The sequence below is a fragment of the Burkholderia sp. A2 genome (assembly GCF_001729305.1).
Taxonomy (GTDB): domain Bacteria; phylum Pseudomonadota; class Gammaproteobacteria; order Burkholderiales; family Burkholderiaceae; genus Burkholderia; species Burkholderia sola.
Map to the genome: position 1 here is coordinate 235,698 of NZ_LZXX01000105.1, position 22,193 is coordinate 257,890.

Genomic DNA, 22,193 nt, shown 5'->3' on the forward strand with positions numbered 1-22,193 from the left:
TCCGCGCCGTCAGGCCGGCCCGGTCGTGTCCGCCTCGGTGTCGAACGACGTATCCGCGACGCGCGTGCGTTTCAGCGAGCCGGCCAGTTTTTCGATCGCATGCAAGTCCAGCGCATCGAGGTGCGCGCGCACTTCCTGCGCGAACGGCGCATGGTCCGGCTCGTCGGCATACTGGCCGAGCCATTCCTCGATATCGGTCAGCCGGCCCTCGCCGGCAAGCGCGATCAATTCGGCGAGCGCGTCGGCGGGCGGGCAGCGCATCGCGGGCGCGGCGCTGGCCGGTTCCGCTTCGACGGCGGGATCGAACCGCCTGACGAGCCCCGACGCCGGCGCGAGCGCATGGCCGAGGGCCGGCGCGACGACGGCGAACGAGAACGTCGTACCGACGCCCGGCTGGCTCGCGACGGCCAGCTTGCCGCCCATCGCGGCGACGATGCGCTGCGCGATGAACAGGCCGAGCCCGGTGCCGCCGTTCACCGCCTGCACCTGCTGGTACGCGCGGAAGATGTCATCGGTCGCGGCGATGTCGATGCCGATGCCCGTATCGGCGACCTCGAACAGCAGGCGCCATGCGTCGCCTTCGCGCGACGCGTGAACCGACAGCGCGACCGTGCCGTCGCGCGTGAATTTCGATGCGTTCGACAGCAGGTTCAGCAATACCTGTTGCAGGCGAATGCCGTCGATCAGCACCGTGCGCGGCAGCGCCGTGACCGGCCGATAGACGAACCGGTTGTGCTGCTGCTCGCACAGCGCGGCCGCGTAGTGGCCGATGTCGTCCAGCAGCCCGGGCAGGTCGGTGCGATCGGGCGCGACGCCGAGCGGCTGGAGTTCGGCCTTCGTGAACGCGAGCAATTCGTCGATCAGCGCGAGCTGGTAGCGGATGCTGCGGTCGATCGACCGGATCAACCGCGCCTGCCCGCGCGTCGCGCCTTGCAGCAGCAGCTTCGCATAGCCGTTGATCGTCGACAGCGGCGCGCGCAGGTCGTGGCTGACATAGCCGAGCGTCTCGATCTTCTGCTGCATGTGCGTCTTCGACTGCTGCAACGCTTCGTTGAGCGCCACCGTGCGCCGCGCGACCTCGTCGCGCAGCCGGTCCTGCTCGGTGAGCTGCCAGTGTTCGAGCCGCTTGCGTGCCTCGGTGCGCTGCCGGCCCACGTGGTGGATCCACGCGGCCAGCACCAGCAGGTGCGTCGCCAGCCCGATGATCGCGATGACGGGGTTCGGAAAGACGTCCGAGTGGATCCATGACAGCACGGACGGCAACGCATCCCGGCCGTCGAGTATGCGGATCAGCATGTTGAACGTCGCGAACCCGACCGCGATCAGCATCACGCGGGCCGTCGGGGTGCGCCGGATCACGAGCATCAGCGCGAGGCTGATGTTGACGAGCGCGAGCACGGTGTTCAGCCACAGGCAGAACCGGGCGAAGGTCGCCAGATCGCCGAACGCCGCGCCGGTTATCCCCGCGCATTCGAGCGCGAGAAACACCACGTACACCGCGCGCATCGGGATGTTCGCCTTCTCGCGATGCGAGACCATCAGGATGAAGGCGATGAAGCACGCGACGGACAGGTACACGAAGATCGTTTCGCCGCGCGTCGACCACTCGCGCGCGCCGGGCGACAGGAGCATCGCGAGATAGCCGCGGTACGCCGCTTCGAACAGCGCGGTGTTCAGGGTCAGCGCGGCCAGCACGTGGAACACGCCGCTGCGCGAGAAAAAACCGATCAGCAGCGCACACCAGACGAGGGCGAGCAGCCCACCGAAGAACCCGAAGTTCCACATCGACGCATGCAGTTCCTGCGCGATCCACGCGTCGCGGGTGAACGCGGCCGGCGCAAGCCGCATTTCCTTGCGCGACGTGATGCGGATCAGCACAGGGAGTTGTTCGCCCGCGCGCAGCGTGGCGTCGAGAGTCGGGTAGCGCGACGGCGCATCGAGCGCGTCGCCGCGGTCGGTCGGGAAGCTGCGCTCGAGCGTCCATTGGCCGTGCCGGTCGACGTAGAAGTCGGCGCGGTCGACGCGCGCGTCGCGAATCGCGAGCACCAGCGGGCGTGTCTCGCTGTCGCGGTTGACCAGCGTCGCGCGAACCCACCAGGCCGAGCGCGAAAACGACACGTTGAACACGGGAGGGGCGGCAGCGGCCGCGTGGCGGGCCGGGTCGGCGAGCCGGGCGGCGACCGCGTCGGCCGACAGTGTCTTGCCGGCGTCTTCGAAAACCGATACGGCTTCGAGTGGCGCGGGATTCGGCGCGGTAGCGGCACGCGCCGTCGCGCACGTCGCGGCCAGCGCCGCCAGAAGCAGGAGCAACGCGCGAAACGCACGGTCTCCCGCCGCCCATGCCGGGTAGCGCCTACGCATCGCCGTGGCGCCCGCCCGGCGCGGCCGGCGCGTCGACCGCGTGGCGCTGGCGTCGCCAGTCGGACGGCGTGATGCCGAAGCGTTCGCGAAACGCCGTCGCGAAATTGCCGGGGGTGGAGAAGCCGATTTCCTCGGCGATGTCGCCGATCCCCATCGACGTTTCCGACAGGAAGTGCATCGCGGCGCGCAGCCGCGTGTCGCGCAGGTACTCGAATACGGTCTGGCCGAGATGATCGCGGAACACGCGCGACAGCCGCTTTTCGTGCGTGCCGACCTGCTTCGCGAGATCCTCGAGGGCCGGTGGATGGCGCAGGTCGCGCAGCAGCACGTCGCTCGCCGCGCGCACGAGCGCCGCGTCGGGGTTGTCGGGCAGTTCGGGCAGGTGCGCGAACGGCTGGCTGCGCCGCACCCGCTTCAGGTGATTGCGGATGCGCGCGATGACTTCCGCCGGCTCGAACGGCTTGATGATGTAGTCGATCGCACCCGTTTCGAGCCCCGCGATGCGATCCTCGAGATCGCCCGCGGCCGTCAGGATGATCACCGGAATGGATTGCGTCGACGGCGTCGACGCCAGCAGCCGGCTCGCGGCGAAACCGTCCATGCGCGGCATGCGGACGTCCATCAGGATCAGGTCGGGCGCGATGGCCTGCGCGCGGTGGTAGGCCTGCAGCCCGTCGAACGCGACGCTGATCCGGCACTGCGCGGTGCGCAGGATTTCGGTCAGGAGCCGCAGGTCGTTCGGGCGGTCGTCGACGATCAGAATATGGGCGCCGGCGAGATCCGGCGTGGTGCGTGGCGACGCCGAACTGGACAGGCGGGATGACATGGTTGCGAACGCGTTGGAAAGGAGTGGCGTGTCAGGTCGGAGGCATCGCAATCTGTACGATTATTGCAAAAAATTATATGTCGACAGCCGCGTCGATAGTGAGGATTCCGTGCGGCGCGTGGGGGCTTGTCGCAGCGGCGTCGCGGGGGCGCGGCGGTGTCGTCCGTTCGTCGGGAAAATGAGTCGGAAAAATGTGCCGAATCGATTTATAAAATTCCGGTCTTTATTTCCGGTTAAATGACGGATGGAATGGAAATGGCCCGAATGATGAATTCGTGCAAATAATGTCGAATTCGATGGTGATGCTGTAAATCTAATCCACCGATTCCTTGTCGGTATATCGAGTTCTGACCGAATACGGGCTGGTATTCGTCTTTCCGAAAAATCGGATTTTTCATTTTGATGTGTATGAATGTAAAAGCCGTCCGCTCCGGAAAAGGATTTTTCCGCTGCGGAAAAGGTTTGTTTGGACGAATATCGGCACACTAGCTCCAGAGCGGCTGGAATCGGTTTTCTGGATGTGTCCGGGCGCCATGAAAATTGCTGTCGCCGTCGCTTCATGGGTAGCCAATATTCAATGTCACATCGATTGATGGTATTTCAAGGGGCTGTGCGGTCGATTACAAAACGATAACAGGCACGAGGGTAATGAAAACGTCATCATCCGCGAAATTCACAGATAAACAAGATGAGTCGAGAAATGACGGGATGGGTCTGGGTGTGAGGCATCGGGCGAGAAGAAATCGTCACGAAAATTCGATCGATTAATTCGATGCCGGGGTCGTTCGGTGAGCGGCCGGTTTTTTCCGGAGATCCGGAAAAGCCGGACACCCGCCGGACGGAAAGGGGTGAGTGACTTCGCGTGGGCCGCCGGGCGGATGGATCGATCCGGAGGTCGCGCGTGGCGCGCTATCGAATCAGGCGGATACGAAAAATATGAATACGACAAGCATGGCGGGTCAGGGCATCGGGTCGATAGACCCGGCGCCGGCTGTCAGCGTCAGCGATCCGGCGGCGCATGCTTCAGACCCGGGGACGGCGTGGCGCCTTTCGCCGCCTGAATGAAACATGACGGGCCGCCCGTGGTGCGGGCCGGCGTCCGTTCGTCCAGCGTCCGAACGACGCTTTTCCAGTGAAATTCGAAGTCGCCCTTCGGCGGGTGCGACGGTGCGCGCGTGCGGATTCGCGACGCGTCGTGCGTCGTGTCGCCGCCGGGCAGGCGATGTCGACTTCCATGAATCGATAAACGGCGATTGCTGTTGCGCATCGTGCCGAACGGGCATGCGCGGCGATCGGTCGTGCACTCGCGACGTGAGTCGAGCGTGTCGGGCAACGCTGTTCGTAGTTTTTATTAGTAATGCGAAGTGAGAGGCGAGGCGCCGCGAGACAGGCGAAAGCGGAGAAGGTCCGCGCGTCGCCTGACGCCGCGTTCGCTGTTGCGTCATCCAGCACAGAACCGAGGGAATACAAGATGAACAAGTCGTTCAAGTCGATCTGGAACGAAGCATTGGGAGCCTGGGTTGCGGCTTCGGAGCTTGACCGGGCGCGCGGCAAGCGCGTGGCGTCGTCGAGGCGTGCGTCGGAATGCACCGCGCACGGAGAAGCCGCAACGCACGAGGGCATGCCGTCGGCGCCTTCGGTACTGAGACTGGCCGTGCTGACGGCGACCGCTTGCCTCGGGTTGTTCCATGCGAGTGCACATGCGCAGTACGCGCCGGATGGCGGTACCGCGTCGGGCGGCACGACGGCGATCTCGATCGGCCTCGGTTCGACTGCCGCGCAAGAGAATTCCACTGCGCTGGGCAACCTGTCGACAGCGCAGGGGTTGTCGGCCACCGCGCTGGGCCCGGGCGCGCATGCGATGGGCGATGGTTCGACGTCCGTCGGCATCAACTCGCAGGCGACCGGCGTCAACAGTTCAGCGCTCGGCGTGCAGGCGATCGGTTCCGGCGCCTACTCGGTCGCGATCGGCAACCTGTCGAGCGCGACCCAAAGCGGCTCGGTCGCGATGGGCAGCGGTGCGGCGGCGACCGGCGTTTCCGCCGTCGGGCTCGGCAACAACGCGTTGGCATCCGGCCAGTACGCTGCAGCGCTGGGTCTCGGCGCGAGCGCGGCCGGCGCGCAGAGCGTGGCGCTCGGCTATGCGGCGCATGCGACCGACACCGGCGCGGTCGCGGTCGGGAACCAGGCGACGAGTACGGGCGCGGCCGGCGTGGCCGTCGGCAGCGGGGCACTGACGACCGGTAATTCCGGCGTCGCGATGGGCGTCAACAGCGGCGCGAAGGGCACCGCGTCGATCGCGATCGGCTGGGGCGGCACCGCCGGCGTGCCGGGGTCGGGCACGCAGTCGCTCGGCACGAGCTCGATCGCGATGGGCTCGAACACGTCGGCCGGCGCGGACAATGCGCTGGCATTCGGCCTGAACGCCAACGCGTCGGGCGTCAGTTCGATCGCGATGGGCGTGCAGTCGACCGCGACGCAGCAGTTCGCGACCGCGCTCGGCAATCTGTCGCTCGCGACCGGCGTGTCCGCCAGCGCGCTGGGGCCCGGCGCGACCGCGTCGGCCACGAATGCGACGGCGGTCGGCATCAACAGCGTCGCGGCGGCGAGTTCGACCGTGGCGATCGGCGATTCCAACTCGGTTGCCGCGGCAGCGGGTGCGGGTTCGGTCGCGGGCGGCTACGGCTCGAAGGTGCTGGGCGGCGTCGGCGCCGTCGCGCTCGGCTTCGGCCAGACGGTGAGCGGCGACGGCGCGGTCGCGATCGGCGATCCGAGCACCGCGATCGGTACCGGCGCGGTCACGATGGGGTCGAACAACACCGCGAACGGCGACGGCGCGGTGGCGATCGGCAATACCAACAATGCGCAGGGCACGGGTTCGCTGGCGCTCGGCAATACGTCGACGGCAGCGGCGGCGGGGGCGGTCGCGTTCGGTGCGTCTGCCGTGGCCAACAACGCAAACGATGTCGCGCTCGGCTCGGGATCGACGACGGCCGCGCCGAATCCGACGGCGAGCGCGGTCATCGGCGGCGCCACGTACACTTTCAACGGCATCAACCCGACCAGCGTCGTCAGCGTCGGGAAAGCGGGCAGCGAGCGCCAGATCACCAACGTCGCGGCCGGGCGGATCAGTTCGGCGAGCACGGACGCGATCAACGGTTCGCAACTCGCCGCGACGAACACGGCGCTCGATTCGCTGTCGACGTCGACGGCGTCGAGCATCACGTCGTTGTCCACGTCTACGTCGACCGGCATCGGTTCGTTGTCCACCGGTTTGAGTTCGACCAACAGCACGATCACGTCGCTGTCCACGTCGACCTCGACGGCCGTCGGTTCGCTGTCCACCGGCCTGAGCTCGACCAACAGCAACCTGACGTCGCTGTCCACGTCGACGTCGACGGTCGTCGGTTCGTTGTCCACCGGTTTGAGTTCGACCAACAGCAACCTGACGTCGCTGTCCACGTCGACGTCGACGGTCGTCGGTTCGCTGTCCACCGGCTTGAGCTCGACCAACAGCACGATCACGTCGCTGTCCACGTCGACGTCGACAGTCGTCGGCTCGCTGTCCACCGGCCTGAGTTCGACCAACAGCAACCTGACCTCGCTGTCCACCGCCACGTCGACCGGCATCAGTTCATTGTCGACCGGCCTGAGCTCGATCACGAACAACAACACGAACCTCGGCAACAGCACGGCCGGCGCGATCGGCGGCGGCGCCACCTACGATCCGACCACCGGCACCATCTCCGCGCCGTCGTACGTGACGTACAACAGCGACGGCTCGACCACGATCAACAACAACGTCGGCTCCGCGATCGACAACATCAACGCGAACGGCATCAAGTACTTCCACGCGAACTCGACCGCGCCGGACAGCCAGGCGCGCGGCCTGGACAGCGTCGCGATCGGCCCGAACGCGATCTCGCGGGTGGACGGCAGCATCGCGCTCGGCTCCGGCTCGGTGGCCGACCGCGCGACGGCGCCCGCGTCCGGCATCATCCGCAACGGCAGTGCGTCGATCCCGTTCGACACGACCGACCAGACGCTGCTCGGCGCGGTTTCGGTCGGCGATGCGACGAACCGGACGTATCGCCAGATCACCAACGTCGCCGACGGCACCGGCCAGCAGGATGCGGTGACGGTGCGGCAGCTGACCGGCGCGCTGCAGTCGTTCGCGGTCACGGGCCAGAAGTACTTCCACGCGAATTCGACGGCGGGCGATTCGCTCGCGGTCGGCGCGGAATCGGTCGCGGTCGGACCGACGACGGTCGTCAACGGCGACAACGGCGTGGGCATCGGCAATGGCGCGATCGTCGACCAGACCGCGCCGGGCGGCATCGCGATCGGGCAGGCGGCGAGTTCCGCGCAGGCCGATGCGATCGCGCTGGGCAGCGGCGCGACGGCGACCGGCGCGCAGTCGGTCGCACAGGGGGCGAATGCGGTGGCGGTCAGCGTGGGCAGCGTCGCGCTCGGCTCGGGGGCGCGCGGCAGCGCGACCGACGCGCTCGCGCTCGGCGCAGGGGCCTCGGCGACGTTCGCGAACAGCGTCGCGCTCGGCGCCGGTTCGCTGACCACGGTCGGCGCGCTGACGAACTACGTCGCGTACGGGCTGAGCAGCCCGCAGTCGTCGGCCGGCGAAATGAACGTCGGCAACCGGCAGATCACCGGGCTGGCCGCCGGCAGGAACGGCACGGACGCGGTGAACGTCTCGCAGCTCGATTCGGTCGCGAACCAGCTGACGACGCTGATCGACCAGCGCACGACCAACCTTGGCGGGCAGTACACGACGAACCCGCCCGGCGGCAACGTGCCGCCGGGGGCGAGCGGTTCGAATTCGTCGGCGGGCGGCTCGGGGGCGGTCGCGTCGGGCTCGAACAGCACGGCGGTCGGCAATAGTTCGACGGCGTCCGGCAACGGCTCGACCGCGATCGGCGTGGGGTCGACCGCATCGGGCAACAACTCGACGGCGCTCGGCGCGGGCAGCAACGACGGCGGCCGCTCGAACGTCGTCGCGGTCGGCTCGGGGGATTCGCCGCGGCAGGTCGTGAACGTCGCGGCCGGCACGCAGGGCACCGACGCGGTGAACGTGAACCAGCTCAACGCGGTATCGAACCAGTTCACGCAGTCGCTGAACACGGTCAACAACCAGCTCACGCAGATGCAGCAGCAGATTCAGCAGACCGATTCGATGGCCCGCGAGGGGATCGCCGCGACCGCCGCCCTGGCATCGATTCCGCACATGGACCGCGATTCGAACTTCGCGATGGGGGTCGGCACGGCGACGTTCCAGGGCCAGAAGGCCATGGCGGTCGGCGTGCAGGCGCGCATCACGGAGAACCTGAAGGCGACGGTGAACGGCGGTTTCGCCGGCAGCCAGCGCGTCGTCGGCGCGGGCATGCTGTATCAGTGGAAGTGATCGCGGGCAGCGGTTCGTTCCGGCACGGGTTGCCGGAGCGGGCCGCGCCGAACGCAAACGCACGCGCGTGCGGCCGCGTCATCGCGCCGCGCACGCTGCGCCCATCGCATTCTCGGAGTCATCAAGTGAAAAACATCCATCTTGCCCTGCTGGCGTCCGTCGTTGCCCTCGCGGGCTGTTCGAGTGCGTCGGGGCCGACGTACAACGCGTACGAACTGCAGTCGCGAAACGGTATCCGGACGTTCCAGGTCGACTGCCACGGCATCCTGTCGACCGCGAAGACGTGCATGAAGGTCGCGACGCGCATGTGCGGCAACGAGGCCGTGCGCCTGGTCGACACCACCACGCCGTACCGCGACGGCGCCGATCCGCATTCGATCGTGTTCCAGTGCGGTGCGGCGCCCGCGCCGGCCGCCGCGGCCGTTGCACCGGCGCCCGCGCCGGCCGAGAAGGTGAGCCTGACCGGCGACGCATATTTCGCGACCGACTCGGCCGTGCTGACGTCCGCGGCCACCGCCGCGCTCGACGCGCTGTTGAACCGGCAGGGCGACCGGCATTTCTCGCGCGTGGAAGTGGACGGCTATACCGACGCGACCGGTTCGGACGCGCACAACCAGGCGCTGTCGAAGCGCCGGGCGGATGCCGTCGCCGGGTATTTGCGCGATCACGGGCTGAAAGCGGATGCGTTCGCCGCGGCCGGTCACGGCGAAGCCAGTCCGGCGGCGTCGAACGATACCGCCGAAGGGCGCGCGCGCAATCGTCGCGTGGAGATTTCGCTGCAGAAGTAGGACGCTGCGACCCAGTTGCCGCCAAGCGCGGCCGTCGAAGCCGGACGGCTCGCTTGCGGCAAGGATGCTCGACACAGACGAGCGCGGCGGGAAAGGCGCGTCGCGGCGTGCGCATGCGGTGCCCGTCACAGGAGCGCCGCCGTCGCACGACGACTGGCGTCCCGCACGCGGATCGCCTTCCGTACCGGGCCGGGGATCGGCGTTCAGTGCCTGATCATGCAGACGGCCACGATCTCGTACCCCGGGTCGGCATGCGCGCTCGCGGCTTTTTCCGCTTCGTCATACGAACCAAAGGATGCGGCGTCTTCGATTGCCGGCGCCATGCCGATATCGCCGTCCTCGGCGGTGCACAGGAACTGCTCGCCGGTCTTCACGACGTAGATGGACATCATGGTTCCCTCCATCGTTTTGCAGGGGGAAGTTTCAGTCTAGCAGGCAGCAACGAAGTCGGCAGTTGATGCGAATCCGGCCGTCAATCGGGGCCGGTTTGCCGATTCGGCCGGCCGTGAAGGGCCGGATTCGCAGCCGTGGAGCGGCGGGCACGGAGCGGGGCCGCGATGCGCGCGGGAGCGAAAAGCCGTGCACAATGCGCGCATGCGCACCCCTGATCTTGAATGCCTTGTCGCCGTCACGATGCCCTTCGGAAAATACAAGGGCCGACTCATTGCCGACTTGCCCGGCCCCTACCTCAACTGGCTGGCGCGCGAAGGATTCCCGCGCGGGGAACTCGGCCGACAGCTCGCGCTCATGCACGAGATCGACCATAACGGCTTGCGGCACCTGCTGGAGCCGCTGCGCAAACCGGCTTAGCGCGGCGTCACGCGCCGCGACAGGCGCTTGTCGACCTCGCCGCACTGCATGCCCCGTCGGCGGGAGCAGGCTTCGGAGCGTGGACGGCCGCGACGAGCACATACAATGTGTGCGTTCGTCGGTTGAGTGCCGCGCGCACCCCGACTCCTTCCGCGCATCTCGAGGGCCAGCATGGAAATCAAATGGATCGAGGACTTCCTCGCCCTCGCTCAATATCAAAGCTTTTCCCGGGCCGCTGAATTTCGCAACGTCACGCAATCGGGCTTCAGCCGCCGCATCCAGTCGCTCGAACAATGGATCGGCGCGGAGCTGATCGATCGCAGCAGCTTTCCGCCGGTGCTGACGCCGGCCGGCCGCCTGTTTCGCGAGACGGCGGAGGACGTGCTCAGCCGCCTATTCGACACCCGCGCGATCATCCGCACCGAGCAGCGGATCGCCGGCAAGAGCCTGCAGATCGCCGCGGGCCACACGATCGCACTGAGTTTCCTGCCCGGCTGGCTCAAGGCGCTCGCGCCGCATTTCGGCGAGGTGCGGGCGCGCGTCATTCCGACCAATGTCCACGATTCGATCCTGATGCTCGTCAACGGCAACTGCGAGCTGATGTTTGCGTACCACCATCCTGAATTGCCGCTTCATCTCGATCCCGCGAAGTACGCGCACCTGACCGTCGGGCTCGACACGTTGATGCCGGCGTGCCGGCCGAACCGTCGGTCCGCGCCTGCATTCCGCCTGCCCGGTACGAAGCAGCATCCGCTGCCGCTGATTTCGTATACGGAGACCAGCTACTTCGGGCGCTGCCTCGCGCTGCTGCTCGGCCGCGCATCGGACGCGCCGGCATTGCAACTGCACTACGAGTCCGACATGGCCGAAGTGCTGAAGAAACTCGTGATGGAAGGCGAGGGCGTCGCATGGCTGCCCCGCAGCGCGATCGGCGCCGAACTGGCGTCCGGCGAACTCGTGCCGGCCGGGCCGGCGGCGTGGAACCTGGAAATCGAACTGCGCGTGTATCGCGACGTGTCGAACCGCAGCGAATTTCTCGACACGCTGTGGCAGCACCTGCGCGCGGCGCCTTCCCGGCTCGGCTGAGCCGGGGGTTTTCCCGCGTTATGCGGGGCTCGCATACCGCCATGTTGCTCCGGCATCACGTTTTTTTCGGTCCTCCCTACCATTCGTTCCAACGGCAAATGTGACGCATGACACGCGTCGCGCGGCCTTCTTCGCCACGCTCGTCCGCCTTCCGGCGGCCGGGCGCCACCCACGGACGAACGGACATGAAAAATCGCCTTACCTTGAGCATCGCAGTCGGCATGATCGCAGGTGTCGTCGCCGGTTATGCGTGCCACGCGACTATCGCGGACCCGGCCCCGCTCAAAGCGGTCGCCGGCTATTTCTCGATCGTCACCGACATATTCCTGCGGCTGATCAAGATGATCATCGCGCCGCTGGTGTTCGTGACGCTCGTATCCGGGCTGGCCGGCATGGACAGCGGCGGCGACGTCGGGCGCATCGGCCTGCGCTCGATCGGGTGGTTCGTCTGCGCGTCGCTGATTTCGTTGAGTCTCGGCTTCGCGATGGCGAATGCGCTGCAGCCGGGCGCCGGCCTGAACCTCACGGCCACTGCCGGCGAGGCCGGCGCCGGACTGAACACCGCCGCGCTGAACGCACGGGACGTGATCACGCACGCGTTCCCGACCAGCCTGCTCGACGCAATGGCGCGCAACGACATCCTGCAGATCCTGGTGTTCTCGGCGTTTCTCGGCATCGCGTTGAGCGCGCTGAAGCACGACGAGCGCGTGAGCGTCGTGATCCGGTCGATCGACGGGATGGTGCCGGTGATGCTGCGCCTGACGAACTACGTGATGCGCGCGGCGCCGCTCGGCGTGTTCGGCGCGATCGCGTCGTCGGTCACGCTGCGCGGGCTCGACGTGATCTATACGTACGGCAAGCTGATCGGCGCGTTCTATCTCGGGTTGCTCGTCCTCTGGGCGATCCTGATCGGCGTCGGCTACCTGTTTCTCGGACGACGTATCGGAAGCCTGCTGAAGGCCGTACGCGAACCCGCGCTGATCGCGTTCTCGACCGCGAGCAGCGAGGCCGCGTATCCGCGGCTGACCGAGCAGCTCGAGCAGTTCGGCGTCGACAAGAAGGTGGTGGGCTTCACGTTGCCGCTCGGTTATGCGTTCAACCTCGACGGCTCGATGATGTATCAGGCGTTTGCCGCGCTCTTCATCGCGCAGGCGTTCGGTGTGCACATGCCGTTGTCGGAGCAGGTGTTCATGCTGCTGGTGCTGATGTTGAGCAGCAAGGGAATGGCCAGCGTGCCGCGCGGGTCGGTGGTCGTGGTCGCGGCGGTCGCGCCGATGTTCCATCTGCCGGTGGCCGGCGTCGCGCTGGTGCTTGCGATCGACCAGATCCTCGACATGGGCCGCACGATGACGAACGTGATCGGCAACAGCGTGGCGACGGCGGTGATCGCGAAATGGGAAAGCCGGCGCGCCGCGAAGCCGCGGGACGCCGTGTTCGACCGGCCGGAGCTGAATGCATGATGCGCACGGACAACGTGACCGCGCGGCGGACTTTCGGCGTGGTCGGCGGCCTCGGGCCGCTGGGCAGTGCCGACGTGTTCTTCAAGATGGTGAAGGCGACGCCTGCGTCGTCGGACGACGCGCACCCCGAAGTGATCTTCGAGCAACACCCGTTCGACGGCTCGGGGGAGGGGAGTGCCGCGACCGCCGAGCGCAAGCTGTACGTGTTCGACATGATCCGGCAGCTCGAGAAGCGCGGCGTGACGACGGTCGTGCTGCCGTGCTTCCTGAGCCACACGTTCATCGACGAGCTGAAGGCGAATACTTGCCTGCCGATCGTGGATATCGTCGAAGCCGTTCGCAGTCATGTGCGGCGCACGCACCCGGACGCGACGCGTATCGGCGTGCTGGCTTCCGACTACGTGCGGGACAAGCGGCTCTTCGATGCGTATTTTCCGTCGCCGCGGTTCGAAGTCGTCTATCCGCGGCCGCACGACGGGATCGACCTCGTGACCGAAGCCATCTACGGCGCCGACGGCATCCAGCGCGGCAATCTTCGGGGGCGTCCGGTCGAGTGGTTGCGCCGCGCGTGCGACGACCTGATCGATCAGCGTGTGCACGTGATCGTCCCCGGCCTGACCGAGATCGCGCTGGTCGCCGATGCAATCCGTCCGCGGCGTGTACCGCTGGTGGATTCGAACCAGGCCTATGCGCAGTACGCGCTGACCGAACAGCCGGCTTTGCGTGCGGCGGCGTTCAAGCTCGGCGTGGTCGGCGGCGTCGGCCCGGCCGCGACGGTCGATTTTCTGGACAAGATCGTGCGCAACACGCCGGCGTCGCGCGATCAGGACCATGTCAAGCTGCTGGTCGAACAGAATCCGCAGATTCCCGATCGAACGGAGAACCTGGTGGGCGCCGGCGCGGACCCGACGATCTCGCTGTACGCCACCTGCAAGCGGCTCGAGGAAGGCGGGGCGGACGTCATCGCGATTCCGTGCAACACCGCGCACGCGTTCGTCGAACGGATTCAGCCGCACCTTGGAATTCCGATCGTCAACATGCTGACCGTGACGGTCGCGCACTTGCGCGATACGTGGCCGGCGCTGCGCGAGGTCGGCGTGCTGGCGACGTTCGGCACGATCGCTAGCGGCGTCTATCAAAAGGCACTCGAATTGCAAGGGCTCCTGCAAGTCGCGCCGACGGCCGCGTTGCAGGCGCGCGTGATGGAGGCGATCTACGGCAAGCACGGTGTGAAGGCCGGCTTCACGACCGGGCGGTGCAAGGAGGATATCGGCGCGGCGGTCGACGCGCTGATCGCCGACGGCGTGCGCGTGATCGTGCTCGGCTGCACCGAGCTGCCGATCCTGCTGCCGGGCGGCGAATACGTCGCGCGAAATGGCGAACGCGCGACGCTCGTCGACCCGACCGACGTGCTCGCACGGTCGTGCATTGCCTATGCGGCGGGCGGCGGCTGAACGGATTCCGGCCCGACGTGGGCGTTGACGCGGTGCCGGCCACGCCAGGCCGTCAAACTTCCTGACCCTGTACGTTCGCCGCGTCTTTCCGTCGCTCCGCGATGTTCGTCGGCATGACGACCGCCGTGCCTTCCACCACGACGAGACCGTTGACTTCGCAACAGGTTTCCAGCACGACCCGCCGCCGGCTCGCGAGAATCTCCTTGACCGTCACGGTCGCGCAAACCGTTTCGCCGAGCTTCACCGGGCGCCGGAATTGCAGATCCTGCGACAGGTAGATCGAACCCGGGCCGGGAAGGTGCGTCGCAATGGCCGCCGATATCACCGAGGCGGACAGCATGCCGTGGGCAATGCGGCCGCCGAATCGTGTCTGCTTCGCATAGGCGTCGTCGAGGTGCACCGGATTCTTGTCGCCCGACGCGCTTGCAAAGAGGAACACGTCGCGCTCGGACAGTGTTTTCAGGAAGCGCGCACTCATGCCCGGGATGAGATCCTCGAGATCGTATCCGCCTTCGTCGTTCATCGTCTGTTCCCGTATCGTTCGTACCACGTCGTGTTGGAGGGGCGAGCGTCGTCGTTCGCTATGCCGCTGCGCTTTCCTGTTGCGGCGCCGTGCGCACATCCGGCGACGCGAACAATCGATTTGCCGAGTCAAGCGCCCATTGCGCGGCGAGCACACCGGCGTGCGGCAATGCGCCGACGATGGCATCGATGATTTCGCGCTGCGATGCGCCGAGCGACAGCGCCCCGCGCATATGAGCCGCAAGTGCGTCGACGTCGGCATTGCGGGCGACGCAAGTCAGGCAGGCGATGGCCGTCAGGTGTCGTGCCTTCGTGTTTTCGATCGAAGCCGGCTGCGACGTCGACGCCTGAAGCTCGTCGAGGCAACGAGAGAGTTCGCGCGACATATCGGTGTATGCGCCGGGCGCGTCGATGCGGCGTTCGGACGCTTCCGGCGCTTCCGGTGCGGTGACTGCGTTCGCCTGCGCCGAACCGGGGCAGCCGTCCGCCGCATCGAACACGGCGAGCGCAATGCGCGACACGGGCAGCACCAGCGGCCAGCCGATATAGCCGGTGAGTTGAATCAATACCTCGGTCAGTTCACTGCGCGTCCAGCCGACATCGAGACAGACCCTCAACTGCTGGCGGACCGCGTCGTGCCGATTTTCGAGTGCGATGACGATCGCGAGCGTCGCGAGTCCGCGCTCCTTGGGCGTCAGCGCATCGAATGGCCGCTGCCGACGCTGCAGCAGGTAGGCGAGCGCGCAATCGTACCCTTCAACGAGATCGGCCACGTGGTCGGCGCCGACGCCACGCTCCCGCAGCAACGCCGCGACGTGGAGCATGCCGGCCATAGCCACCGGCACCCCTGCGTAGTCCAGCGTCAGCAAGACCGTTTCGAACAGCGCCTCGGGCGTCCAGCCCGTGTTCAACATGCCGCCCGCGTGGTATCTGAGTGCGGAATCGGCATTGCCCATCGTGGTCAGCGCCGCGACGGTCACCAGTTCGCGGTTTTTCAGCGACAGATTGGGGCGGGCAATGATGTCCGCATAAGCGCCCTCGACGAGCAGTCGCCCGAAATCCGGATCCAGGCGATCGAGCGCGGCGCTGAGGCCGCTGAAGCCTTCGACGCCAATGGCATGGATGACGGACATGCCGAGTTCATGTCTGGATATCGTGTTCGCGTGCATGGTTGACTCAATCGGTTGAACGCTGAAGCCACTGACGTTCCGGATGATATTCGCCCGCTAGAAAATCAAATTTGAACTTTTATGAACTTTCATCTTCGCCCGGTTTTCGCCGTCTAGAATCGTCCCGACTACGAGATGGCAATTGGATTCAGACGGGTGGAATGGATCAACGGATGGCTATCAGGAATCCGTCATATCAACGCAACCGGGAGAGTGCAGTGTCGAGATTTCAAGATAAGGTCGTCCTCGTGACCGGCGGGAGTTCGGGCATCGGTCGCGTCACCGCGTTGCGGTTTGCGGCGGAAGGCGCGCATATCGCGATCGCATCGCGTCGTACCGACGAGGGGCTGGCCGTCGTCGAGGCAATTCGCGCCTCGGGCCGCAACGCGATGTTCGTGAAAACCGATGTCTCCCGCGCCGACGATTGCGCAAATGCGGTCGCGCGAACGGTAAGCGAATTCGGCCGGCTGGATATCGCCTTCAATAATGCCGGCGTCGAGTCGTTCGGCAAGCCGGTGGCCGATACCGACGAGGCGAGCTGGGATTTCGTCGTGGACATCAACCTGAAAGGGATGTTCCTGTCGATGAAATACGAAATTCCGGAAATGCTGAAAACAGGCGGCGGCGCGATCGTCAATATGTCGTCCACTTACGGAATAGTGGCATCGGCATTCGGCGGCTGCGCGTATCACGCGTCGAAGGCCGGCATTCTCGGCCTGACGAAGGCGGCTGCGCTCGAATATGCGAAGCAGAATATCCGCGTCAATGCGATTTGCCCCGCATTCGTCGCGACGGCGATGGTCGAGAAGTTTCTCGGCGAGACCGGCATGACCGATCAGATCAAGGCATTTCATCCGGTAGGCCGCCTGGGGACCGAAGACGAGATTGCGAAGGCGGTCCTGTTCCTCGCGAGCGAAGAGTCCTCGTTCATGACGGGCACTGCGCTCTCCGTGGATGGCGGAATGGCCGCGGCCTGACCTGCGAGCGACATCTCAATCGAATCGAATCTTTTGGGGATATCAATATGGATGCCAAAGTATTGGATATGGCGGTCGAAACGAGACGTGACCAGGCTGAATTGTTCGAGATCGGCAGCCCGATTCCGCTCGGCGTCGTGCCAGTGAAAATGCATGCATGGACGATTCGCCGCGAGAATCATGGCGAGCCCCAGCGCGCGTTCACGAAGGAAATCGTCGACGTGCCGACGGTCGGCCCCAACGACGTGCTGATCCTCGTGATGGCGGCGGGTGTCAACTACAACGGCGTGTGGGCAGCGCTCGGTCAGCCGTTCTCGGTGCTCGACCTGCACGACGATCCGTATCACGTCACCGGGTCGGATGCCGCGGGCATCGTCTGGGCCGTCGGGTCGAACGTGAAGAAGTGGAAGGTCGGCGACGAGGTGGTCGCGCATTGCTCGCAGGTCGACGGCGACGACGAGGAATGCAACGGCGGGGACCCGATGCTGTCGCCGTCGCAGCGCATCTGGGGTTACGAGACCTCCCATGGCTCGTTCGCGCAATTCGCGCGCGTCCAGTCCACGCAGCTGATGCCGCGCCCGAAGCATCTCACGTGGGCCGCGAGCGCGTGCTACACGCTCACGCTCGCCACCGCATACCGGATGCTGTTCGGACACAAGCCGCACGTGCTGTCGCCGGGTCAGTCGGTGCTCGTGTGGGGCGCGGCAGGCGGATTGGGCACGATGGCGATCCAGCTCGCGGCGCTGGCCGGTGCGCGCCCCGTCGCGGTGGTCTCCGACGATTCGAAGGCGGAATTCGTCAAGCGGCTCGGCGCGGTCGGCGTGATCAACCGCTCGAACTTCTCGTGCTGGGGCGCGCCGCCCTCCGTCGATGAAAAAGACGCGTACGCCACCTATGTCGACGGCGTGAAGAAGTTCGGCAAGGCGATCTGGGACGCGCTCGGCGAAAAGCGCGACGTCGACATGGTGTTCGAACACCCCGGCCGCAACACCTTCGCGCCGTCGTGCTACGTCGTGAAGCGCGGGGGCATGGTCGTCTTCTGTGCGGCGACGAGCGGCTACGACCTGACCTGCGATGCACGCTACGTATGGATGCGGCAAAAACGCATCCAGGGCAGTCACTTCGCGAGCCTCAAGGAAGCGGCGCAAGCGAACCGGCTCGTGATGGGCGGCAAGATCGATCCGTGCCTGTCGGAAGTGTTCCCGTGGAACCGCCTGCCGGACGCGCACGCGAAGATCCGCTCGAACGAGCACTTGCCGGGCAACATGGCGGTGCTGGTCCAGGCGAGCAGTCGCGACGATCTCGACGCCGCGCGTCGCCACTAGCCACGAAGCATTCTTCTTGCTGAGAGAACGGTATGGATCGGTCAACTACTGACGCGAAACGCGTCGCCATCATCGGCATGTCGTGCCGTTTTCCCGGTGGTGCGTCGTGCGCGTCGAGCTATTGGGCGCTGCTGAATTCGGGCCGCACCGCGATTCGCGAAACACCGCGCGAGCGGTTCGATATCGACGCATTCTATTCATCCGATCCGCATGAACCGGGCACCACGTATTCTCGCGTGGCCGGCTACGTCGACGATCCATTCTGCTTCGACCGCAAGCTCTTCCGCACGTCGGCGGCCGAGGCGATGGAGATGGATCCGCAGCAGCGCTGGATGCTCGAACTCGCATGGGCCGCGCTCGAAAACGCCGGCATCGCGCCGGGGCAGCTGCGCGGCACGAACGTCGGCGTGTTCATGACGACGGGCGAAGCCGACTATGGCCGGCGCACGGTATGGTCCGGCGATCCGGAGCGCATCACCACCTATTCGAAGCTCGGCAATCTGCGCGCGATGGCGCCGGGCCGCGTCGCGCACGTGCTGGGCCTGAGCGGGCCCGCGATCTTCGTCGACACGACGTGCTCGTCGTCGCTCGTCGCGATCCATCTTGCCGCGCAGAGCCTGCAGGCGGGCGAATGTGACGTGGCGATCGCCGGCGGCGTGAACCTGATCCTCGGGCCGGAGGAAACGATCGGCGTCGCGCGGCTTCAGGCGATGTCGGTGTCCGGGCAGTGCCGTCCGTTCGATGCGAACGCCGACGGCTATATTCGCGGCGAAGGCGGTGGCGCACTCGTGATGAAGCGACTGGACGATGCGCGCTCGCACGGCGACCGCATCGATGCCGTGCTGGTAGGGTCGGCCGTCAACAGCGACGGCGCGAGCAACGGACTCACGGCCCCCAACGGCGCGGCGCAGGAGGCCGTCATCCGTCGCGCGCTGACTCGCGCGGGCATCCGTCCGGAAGCCGTTGCGTACGTGGAAGCGCACGGCACGGGCACCGCCCTCGGCGATCCGATCGAGCTCTCCGCGCTGCGCAACGTCTATGCGCGCCACGCCACGCGCGACAAACCGGTTCGGGTGGGCTCCGTCAAATCACAGCTGGGCCATCTGGAGGGCGCGGCCGGCATGGCCGGCTTCATCAAGGCGATGCTGGTCCTGCGTCATCGACACGTGCCGGCGCAGGTGAACTTCACGACGCCGAACCCGCGTTTCCAATGGGAAGGCGCGCAGCTCGAGATCCCGCGCGAAGGTATGCCGCTCGGCGAAGGCGACGCGTTGGTCGGTGTGAGCGGCTTCGGCATCACGGGCACGAACGTCCATCTGATCCTTGCCGCGCCGGACCGCACCCCGGATGCCGCCGTGCACGTCGCACGGGAACGGGTGCTGACGCTCTCGGGTCGGTCGCCGGAAGCACTCCGGCGAGTTGCCGCCGCGTGGCGTGCGTGGTTCGCGGAGACGTCGACGCCGTTGCGCGATGCGTGCCACACCTCGTGTGTGCGGCGCGACCATTTCGATTATCGCGTCGCGCTGGTCGGTTCGACGAAAGGGGATTGCGTCGCGGCGCTCGATGCGTTTCTCGCGGCGGATCCTACGGGGCGATGGCACGCGGGCGAGCACCCGAGAAAGCCACGCGTCGCATTTCTGATACCCGGTCAAGGGGCTTGGCAGCCAGGCATCGGTGCGAATCTGTACGACGAGAACGGCATGTTCCGCAAACATGCGGATGCATGCGTCGGTCAGCTCGACACAGAGACGGCGCGGCAAGTGCTCGATGCGATTCTCGGCCGTACCGCCGAATCCGTACGCCATCATCCGGGCCAGCTCGCGCACTTCATCGTGTGTTACGCGCTGGCGCGTACATGGATGAATCTTGGCGTGCGCCCCGAACTGTTGATCGGGCATTCGCTCGGCGAGCATGTGGCGGCCGTGATCGGCGGCGTAATGTCGCTCGGCGACGGCCTGAAGGCCGTGGAGGCGCGTGGCCGGCTGTTCGACACGGCGACGCCGGCCGGCGCAATGCTCGCGGTCGCCGCCGGCGCCGACGAGCTTGCCGCACGCTTCACGTTCGGCTCGGACCTGTTCGTGGCGGGCATCAACGGGCCCGGGCAAACCGTCGTGAGCGGGACGAAGGCCGCGGTCACGCAGGTTCACGACGCGATGATCGCGGCCGGCAAGCGCGTGTCGCTGCTCAAGACCTACGACACGCCCGGCCATTCGCCGATGTTGCGGTCGATGCGCGATGCATTCCGGCACGCACTCGAACCGCTGAAATTCGCGTCGCCGTCGATTCCGATCATTTCCACGCTCACCGGCGAACGCGCGACGGGCGCGATCGCCAGCGTCGAGCACTGGCTCGATCTCGTGGAGCAGCCGGTGCGCTTTCATGAGGCGCTGGTCGCGGCATCCGATGGCAAGACGCTTTTCCTGGAAGTGGGGCCCGGCGCCGCGCTTGCCAAGCTCGCACGCGCCGCGGCGGGCGGCGACTGGGAATGCGCGATCTCGTCGCTCGCCGACGGGCCGGAAGGCGACGAGGAAACGGAATCGGCCGGCTTTGCGCATGCGTGTGCGCGGCTTTACAGCGTGGGGCAGAAGATTGCGTGGAGCCGGCTGTATGGCAGTGCGCCACGGCCGGCCGAAGCACCGACCTATCCGTTCGAGGCCGAGCGCTTCGAGTTGCCGTTCCCGGATCGCGCGGGTGCCGGGTCGAAGCACGGCCGCGTGCAACAGCGGCACGACATCGCGGCGAATGAGGCTGTGCCCCACGCGGTGTCGCAAGCGGTGGACCTCGGCGAGGCGGCCGCACGTGCGTACGCGGAGCCGGTGCTGACGACGTTGCGAGCCATCGCGGCGGCTGTCGCGCCGGATGGCGTCGTCCTGGCCGATGACGTCGCGCTCGTCGGACAGGGACTCGACTCGCTGGCGTTGACCGAACTGCGCGTGCGCCTGCAGCAACACTTCGGCCGGATGCCGCCGATCACCATGCTCGCGCGCGGCGCGTCGCTGTCGACGCTGGCGGGATGGCTCGGCGCGTCGCGCGACAGCACGCCCGATGTGGAAATCGTCTCGCGCGACTTGCAGCCGGCATCCGCCGCAGCGGACGATCGCGATCTCGTCGTCACGCTGCGCTCGGGCGCCGGGCCGCTCGTCGCGCTCGTGCATCCGGTCGGCGGAAACGTGCTGTGCTATCAGGATCTGGCCGCCGTGTGGCCCGGCGATCCGACGATCGTCGCGGTCCGCCATCCATACGCGGACCCGGGCCGCGCGCCGACGTATCTGTCGATCGGGCAACTGGCGTCGCGCTATCGTGCGGCGCTGCTCGCCGCACACGGCAAGCTGCCGGACCTGCTGGGCGGCTGGTCGTTCGGCGGCATCGTCGCGCACGAGATGGCCGCGCAGTGGGAAGCGCAGGGGCTTGCCGCGCCGCCGTTGACGATCGTCGATACCCCGCTACACGACGGCGAATTCGCGATGCGACTGCGCGAGCTCGATAGCGAGTTTTCGGCCGTCGAGGTCACGCAGGTTGTCCAATCATGGCTTGCCGATCCGCGCTTCGATGCGATGCTCGATCGTGACTTTTACCTCGGCGACGTACGGCGGCGCGCGGACCCCGCGATGTTCGCGCATATCGCGCGGCTGCACGCGGCCAGTGCGCTGGCGCTCGCGCGTCACCGCCCGCAACAGGTGCACACGCGCATTGCGTACGCGCTTGCCGCGCGCACGCCGGGCAACCTGTCGGGCGCGCAGGCGACGCAGAGCCTGCGGCTTCTCACGCACGGCGACATCACGGTGAGCGTGTTCGACGACGATCACAACTCGATCGTGCGCGAGCCCTCGGCGCGTCGCGTCGCGGAGTGCTTCGGTGACGGCGTCGGCACCGCAGATGCGGTGGCCGACTCGCTCGTGCGGGCGACGTCCACCTAGGCGGCGTGTGTCGGCTTCAACCGTTTCACCCATACAAGGCCCGGTCCGAGCCGCGCCTTTCCTTCTCAATCCGACAGCAGGA

Annotated in this window: 15 protein-coding genes; 9 read left to right on the top strand and 6 right to left on the bottom strand. The window is 66.6% G+C overall.

What is annotated here, in order from left to right; genetic code table 11:
* Nucleotides 1-9 precede the first annotated feature (9 nt).
* The 3 genes from A9Z05_RS21585 to A9Z05_RS21595 form a co-directional block, all read right to left on the bottom strand.
* Nucleotides 10-2,361: a sensor histidine kinase gene (locus A9Z05_RS21585; RefSeq protein ID WP_069619855.1), complete on the bottom strand. Its 2,352-nt coding sequence runs from the start codon at nt 2,359-2,361 to the stop codon at nt 10-12.
* A complete protein-coding gene (locus A9Z05_RS21590; RefSeq protein ID WP_069619856.1) occupies nt 2,354-3,187 on the bottom strand; it encodes a response regulator in 834 nt (277 codons plus the stop codon). The genes A9Z05_RS21585 and A9Z05_RS21590 overlap by 8 nt, the downstream gene beginning before the upstream one ends.
* 1,000 nt (nt 3,188-4,187) lie before the next feature.
* On the bottom strand, nt 4,188-4,520 hold the full coding sequence (locus A9Z05_RS21595; RefSeq protein ID WP_256122061.1) for a hypothetical protein: 333 nt from the start codon (nt 4,518-4,520) through the stop codon (nt 4,188-4,190).
* 138 nt (nt 4,521-4,658) lie between these two features.
* Between A9Z05_RS21595 and A9Z05_RS21600 the strand changes: the two genes are divergently transcribed.
* Both A9Z05_RS21600 and A9Z05_RS21605 read left to right on the top strand, forming a co-directional pair.
* Entirely contained in the window at nt 4,659-8,603 is a 3,945-nt protein-coding gene (locus tag A9Z05_RS21600; RefSeq protein ID WP_069619857.1) for a YadA-like family protein, read from the top strand.
* Nucleotides 8,604-8,728: 125 nt separating this feature from the next.
* Nucleotides 8,729-9,391, top strand: a complete 663-nt coding sequence (locus A9Z05_RS21605) for an OmpA family protein (RefSeq protein ID WP_069620106.1) — start codon at nt 8,729-8,731, stop codon at nt 9,389-9,391.
* A 203-nt stretch (nt 9,392-9,594) separates the two neighbouring features.
* On the opposite strand, the gene A9Z05_RS21610 is transcribed toward A9Z05_RS21605, so the two are convergent.
* Complete coding sequence (locus A9Z05_RS21610) at nt 9,595-9,783, bottom strand: hypothetical protein (protein WP_059583815.1); 189 nt, start codon at nt 9,781-9,783, stop codon at nt 9,595-9,597.
* A gap of 202 nt (nt 9,784-9,985) precedes the next feature.
* On the opposite strand from A9Z05_RS21610, the gene A9Z05_RS21615 reads away from it, so the two are divergent.
* The 4 genes from A9Z05_RS21615 to A9Z05_RS21630 all read left to right on the top strand — a co-directional run bounded on the left by A9Z05_RS21615 (nt 9,986) and on the right by A9Z05_RS21630 (nt 14,201).
* The gene (locus tag A9Z05_RS21615) at nt 9,986-10,201 is read left to right on the top strand and encodes a DUF3820 family protein (protein ID WP_069619858.1); all 216 of its coding nucleotides are present in this window, start codon (nt 9,986-9,988) and stop codon (nt 10,199-10,201) included.
* 171 nt (nt 10,202-10,372) lie between these two features.
* Nucleotides 10,373-11,287 (top strand): LysR substrate-binding domain-containing protein, encoded by a 915-nt coding sequence (locus A9Z05_RS21620; protein ID WP_069619859.1) that lies wholly within the window; start codon nt 10,373-10,375, stop codon nt 11,285-11,287.
* A gap of 185 nt (nt 11,288-11,472) precedes the next feature.
* Complete coding sequence (locus tag A9Z05_RS21625) at nt 11,473-12,747, top strand: dicarboxylate/amino acid:cation symporter (protein WP_069619860.1); 1,275 nt, start codon at nt 11,473-11,475, stop codon at nt 12,745-12,747.
* A complete protein-coding gene (locus A9Z05_RS21630) occupies nt 12,744-14,201 on the top strand; it encodes an amino acid racemase (RefSeq protein WP_371090907.1) in 1,458 nt (485 codons plus the stop codon). The genes A9Z05_RS21625 and A9Z05_RS21630 overlap by 4 nt, the downstream gene beginning before the upstream one ends.
* Nucleotides 14,202-14,253: 52 nt before the next feature.
* Here A9Z05_RS21630 and A9Z05_RS21635 read toward each other — a convergent pair whose 3' ends face one another.
* Nucleotides 14,254-14,724 carry a MaoC family dehydratase gene (locus tag A9Z05_RS21635; RefSeq protein ID WP_069619861.1) on the bottom strand — a complete coding sequence of 157 codons (471 nt, stop codon included), beginning with the start codon at nt 14,722-14,724 and terminating at the stop codon, nt 14,254-14,256.
* Nucleotides 14,725-14,782: 58 nt separating this feature from the next.
* Nucleotides 14,783-15,856: a carboxymuconolactone decarboxylase family protein gene (locus A9Z05_RS21640; protein ID WP_069619862.1), complete on the bottom strand. Its 1,074-nt coding sequence runs from the start codon at nt 15,854-15,856 to the stop codon at nt 14,783-14,785.
* Between the two features lie 209 nt (nt 15,857-16,065).
* Between A9Z05_RS21640 and A9Z05_RS21645 the strand changes: the two genes are divergently transcribed.
* The 3 genes from A9Z05_RS21645 to A9Z05_RS21655 are packed head-to-tail and all read left to right on the top strand — an operon-like array spanning nt 16,066 to nt 22,111.
* On the top strand, nt 16,066-16,869 hold the full coding sequence (locus tag A9Z05_RS21645; RefSeq protein ID WP_256122062.1) for an SDR family NAD(P)-dependent oxidoreductase: 804 nt from the start codon (nt 16,066-16,068) through the stop codon (nt 16,867-16,869).
* Between the two features lie 47 nt (nt 16,870-16,916).
* Nucleotides 16,917-18,194, top strand: a complete 1,278-nt coding sequence (gene ccrA / locus A9Z05_RS21650; protein WP_141723455.1) for a crotonyl-CoA carboxylase/reductase — start codon at nt 16,917-16,919, stop codon at nt 18,192-18,194.
* 32 nt (nt 18,195-18,226) lie between these two features.
* Nucleotides 18,227-22,111, top strand: a complete 3,885-nt coding sequence (locus A9Z05_RS21655) for a type I polyketide synthase (RefSeq protein ID WP_084044375.1) — start codon at nt 18,227-18,229, stop codon at nt 22,109-22,111.
* Nucleotides 22,112-22,193: the final 82 nt, after the last annotated feature.

What these genes read in the sequence shown, in the direction of transcription:
- A9Z05_RS21615 (WP_069619858.1), top strand. Translation starts at nt 9,986, where the DNA reads ATGCGCACCCCTGATCTTGAATGCCTTGTCGCCGTCACGATGCCCTTC.
- A9Z05_RS21610 (WP_059583815.1), bottom strand. Translation starts at nt 9,783, where the DNA reads ATGATGTCCATCTACGTCGTGAAGACCGGCGAGCAGTTCCTGTGCACC.
- A9Z05_RS21635 (WP_069619861.1), bottom strand. Translation starts at nt 14,724, where the DNA reads ATGAACGACGAAGGCGGATACGATCTCGAGGATCTCATCCCGGGCATG.
- A9Z05_RS21585 (WP_069619855.1), bottom strand. Translation starts at nt 2,361, where the DNA reads ATGCGTAGGCGCTACCCGGCATGGGCGGCGGGAGACCGTGCGTTTCGC.
- A9Z05_RS21620 (WP_069619859.1), top strand. Translation starts at nt 10,373, where the DNA reads ATGGAAATCAAATGGATCGAGGACTTCCTCGCCCTCGCTCAATATCAA.
- A9Z05_RS21625 (WP_069619860.1), top strand. Translation starts at nt 11,473, where the DNA reads ATGAAAAATCGCCTTACCTTGAGCATCGCAGTCGGCATGATCGCAGGT.
- ccrA (WP_141723455.1), top strand. Translation starts at nt 16,917, where the DNA reads ATGGATGCCAAAGTATTGGATATGGCGGTCGAAACGAGACGTGACCAG.
- A9Z05_RS21630 (WP_371090907.1), top strand. Translation starts at nt 12,744, where the DNA reads ATGATGCGCACGGACAACGTGACCGCGCGGCGGACTTTCGGCGTGGTC.
- A9Z05_RS21655 (WP_084044375.1), top strand. Translation starts at nt 18,227, where the DNA reads ATGGATCGGTCAACTACTGACGCGAAACGCGTCGCCATCATCGGCATG.
- A9Z05_RS21640 (WP_069619862.1), bottom strand. Translation starts at nt 15,856, where the DNA reads ATGTCCGTCATCCATGCCATTGGCGTCGAAGGCTTCAGCGGCCTCAGC.
- A9Z05_RS21600 (WP_069619857.1), top strand. Translation starts at nt 4,659, where the DNA reads ATGAACAAGTCGTTCAAGTCGATCTGGAACGAAGCATTGGGAGCCTGG.
- A9Z05_RS21590 (WP_069619856.1), bottom strand. Translation starts at nt 3,187, where the DNA reads ATGTCATCCCGCCTGTCCAGTTCGGCGTCGCCACGCACCACGCCGGAT.
- A9Z05_RS21645 (WP_256122062.1), top strand. Translation starts at nt 16,066, where the DNA reads ATGGCTATCAGGAATCCGTCATATCAACGCAACCGGGAGAGTGCAGTG.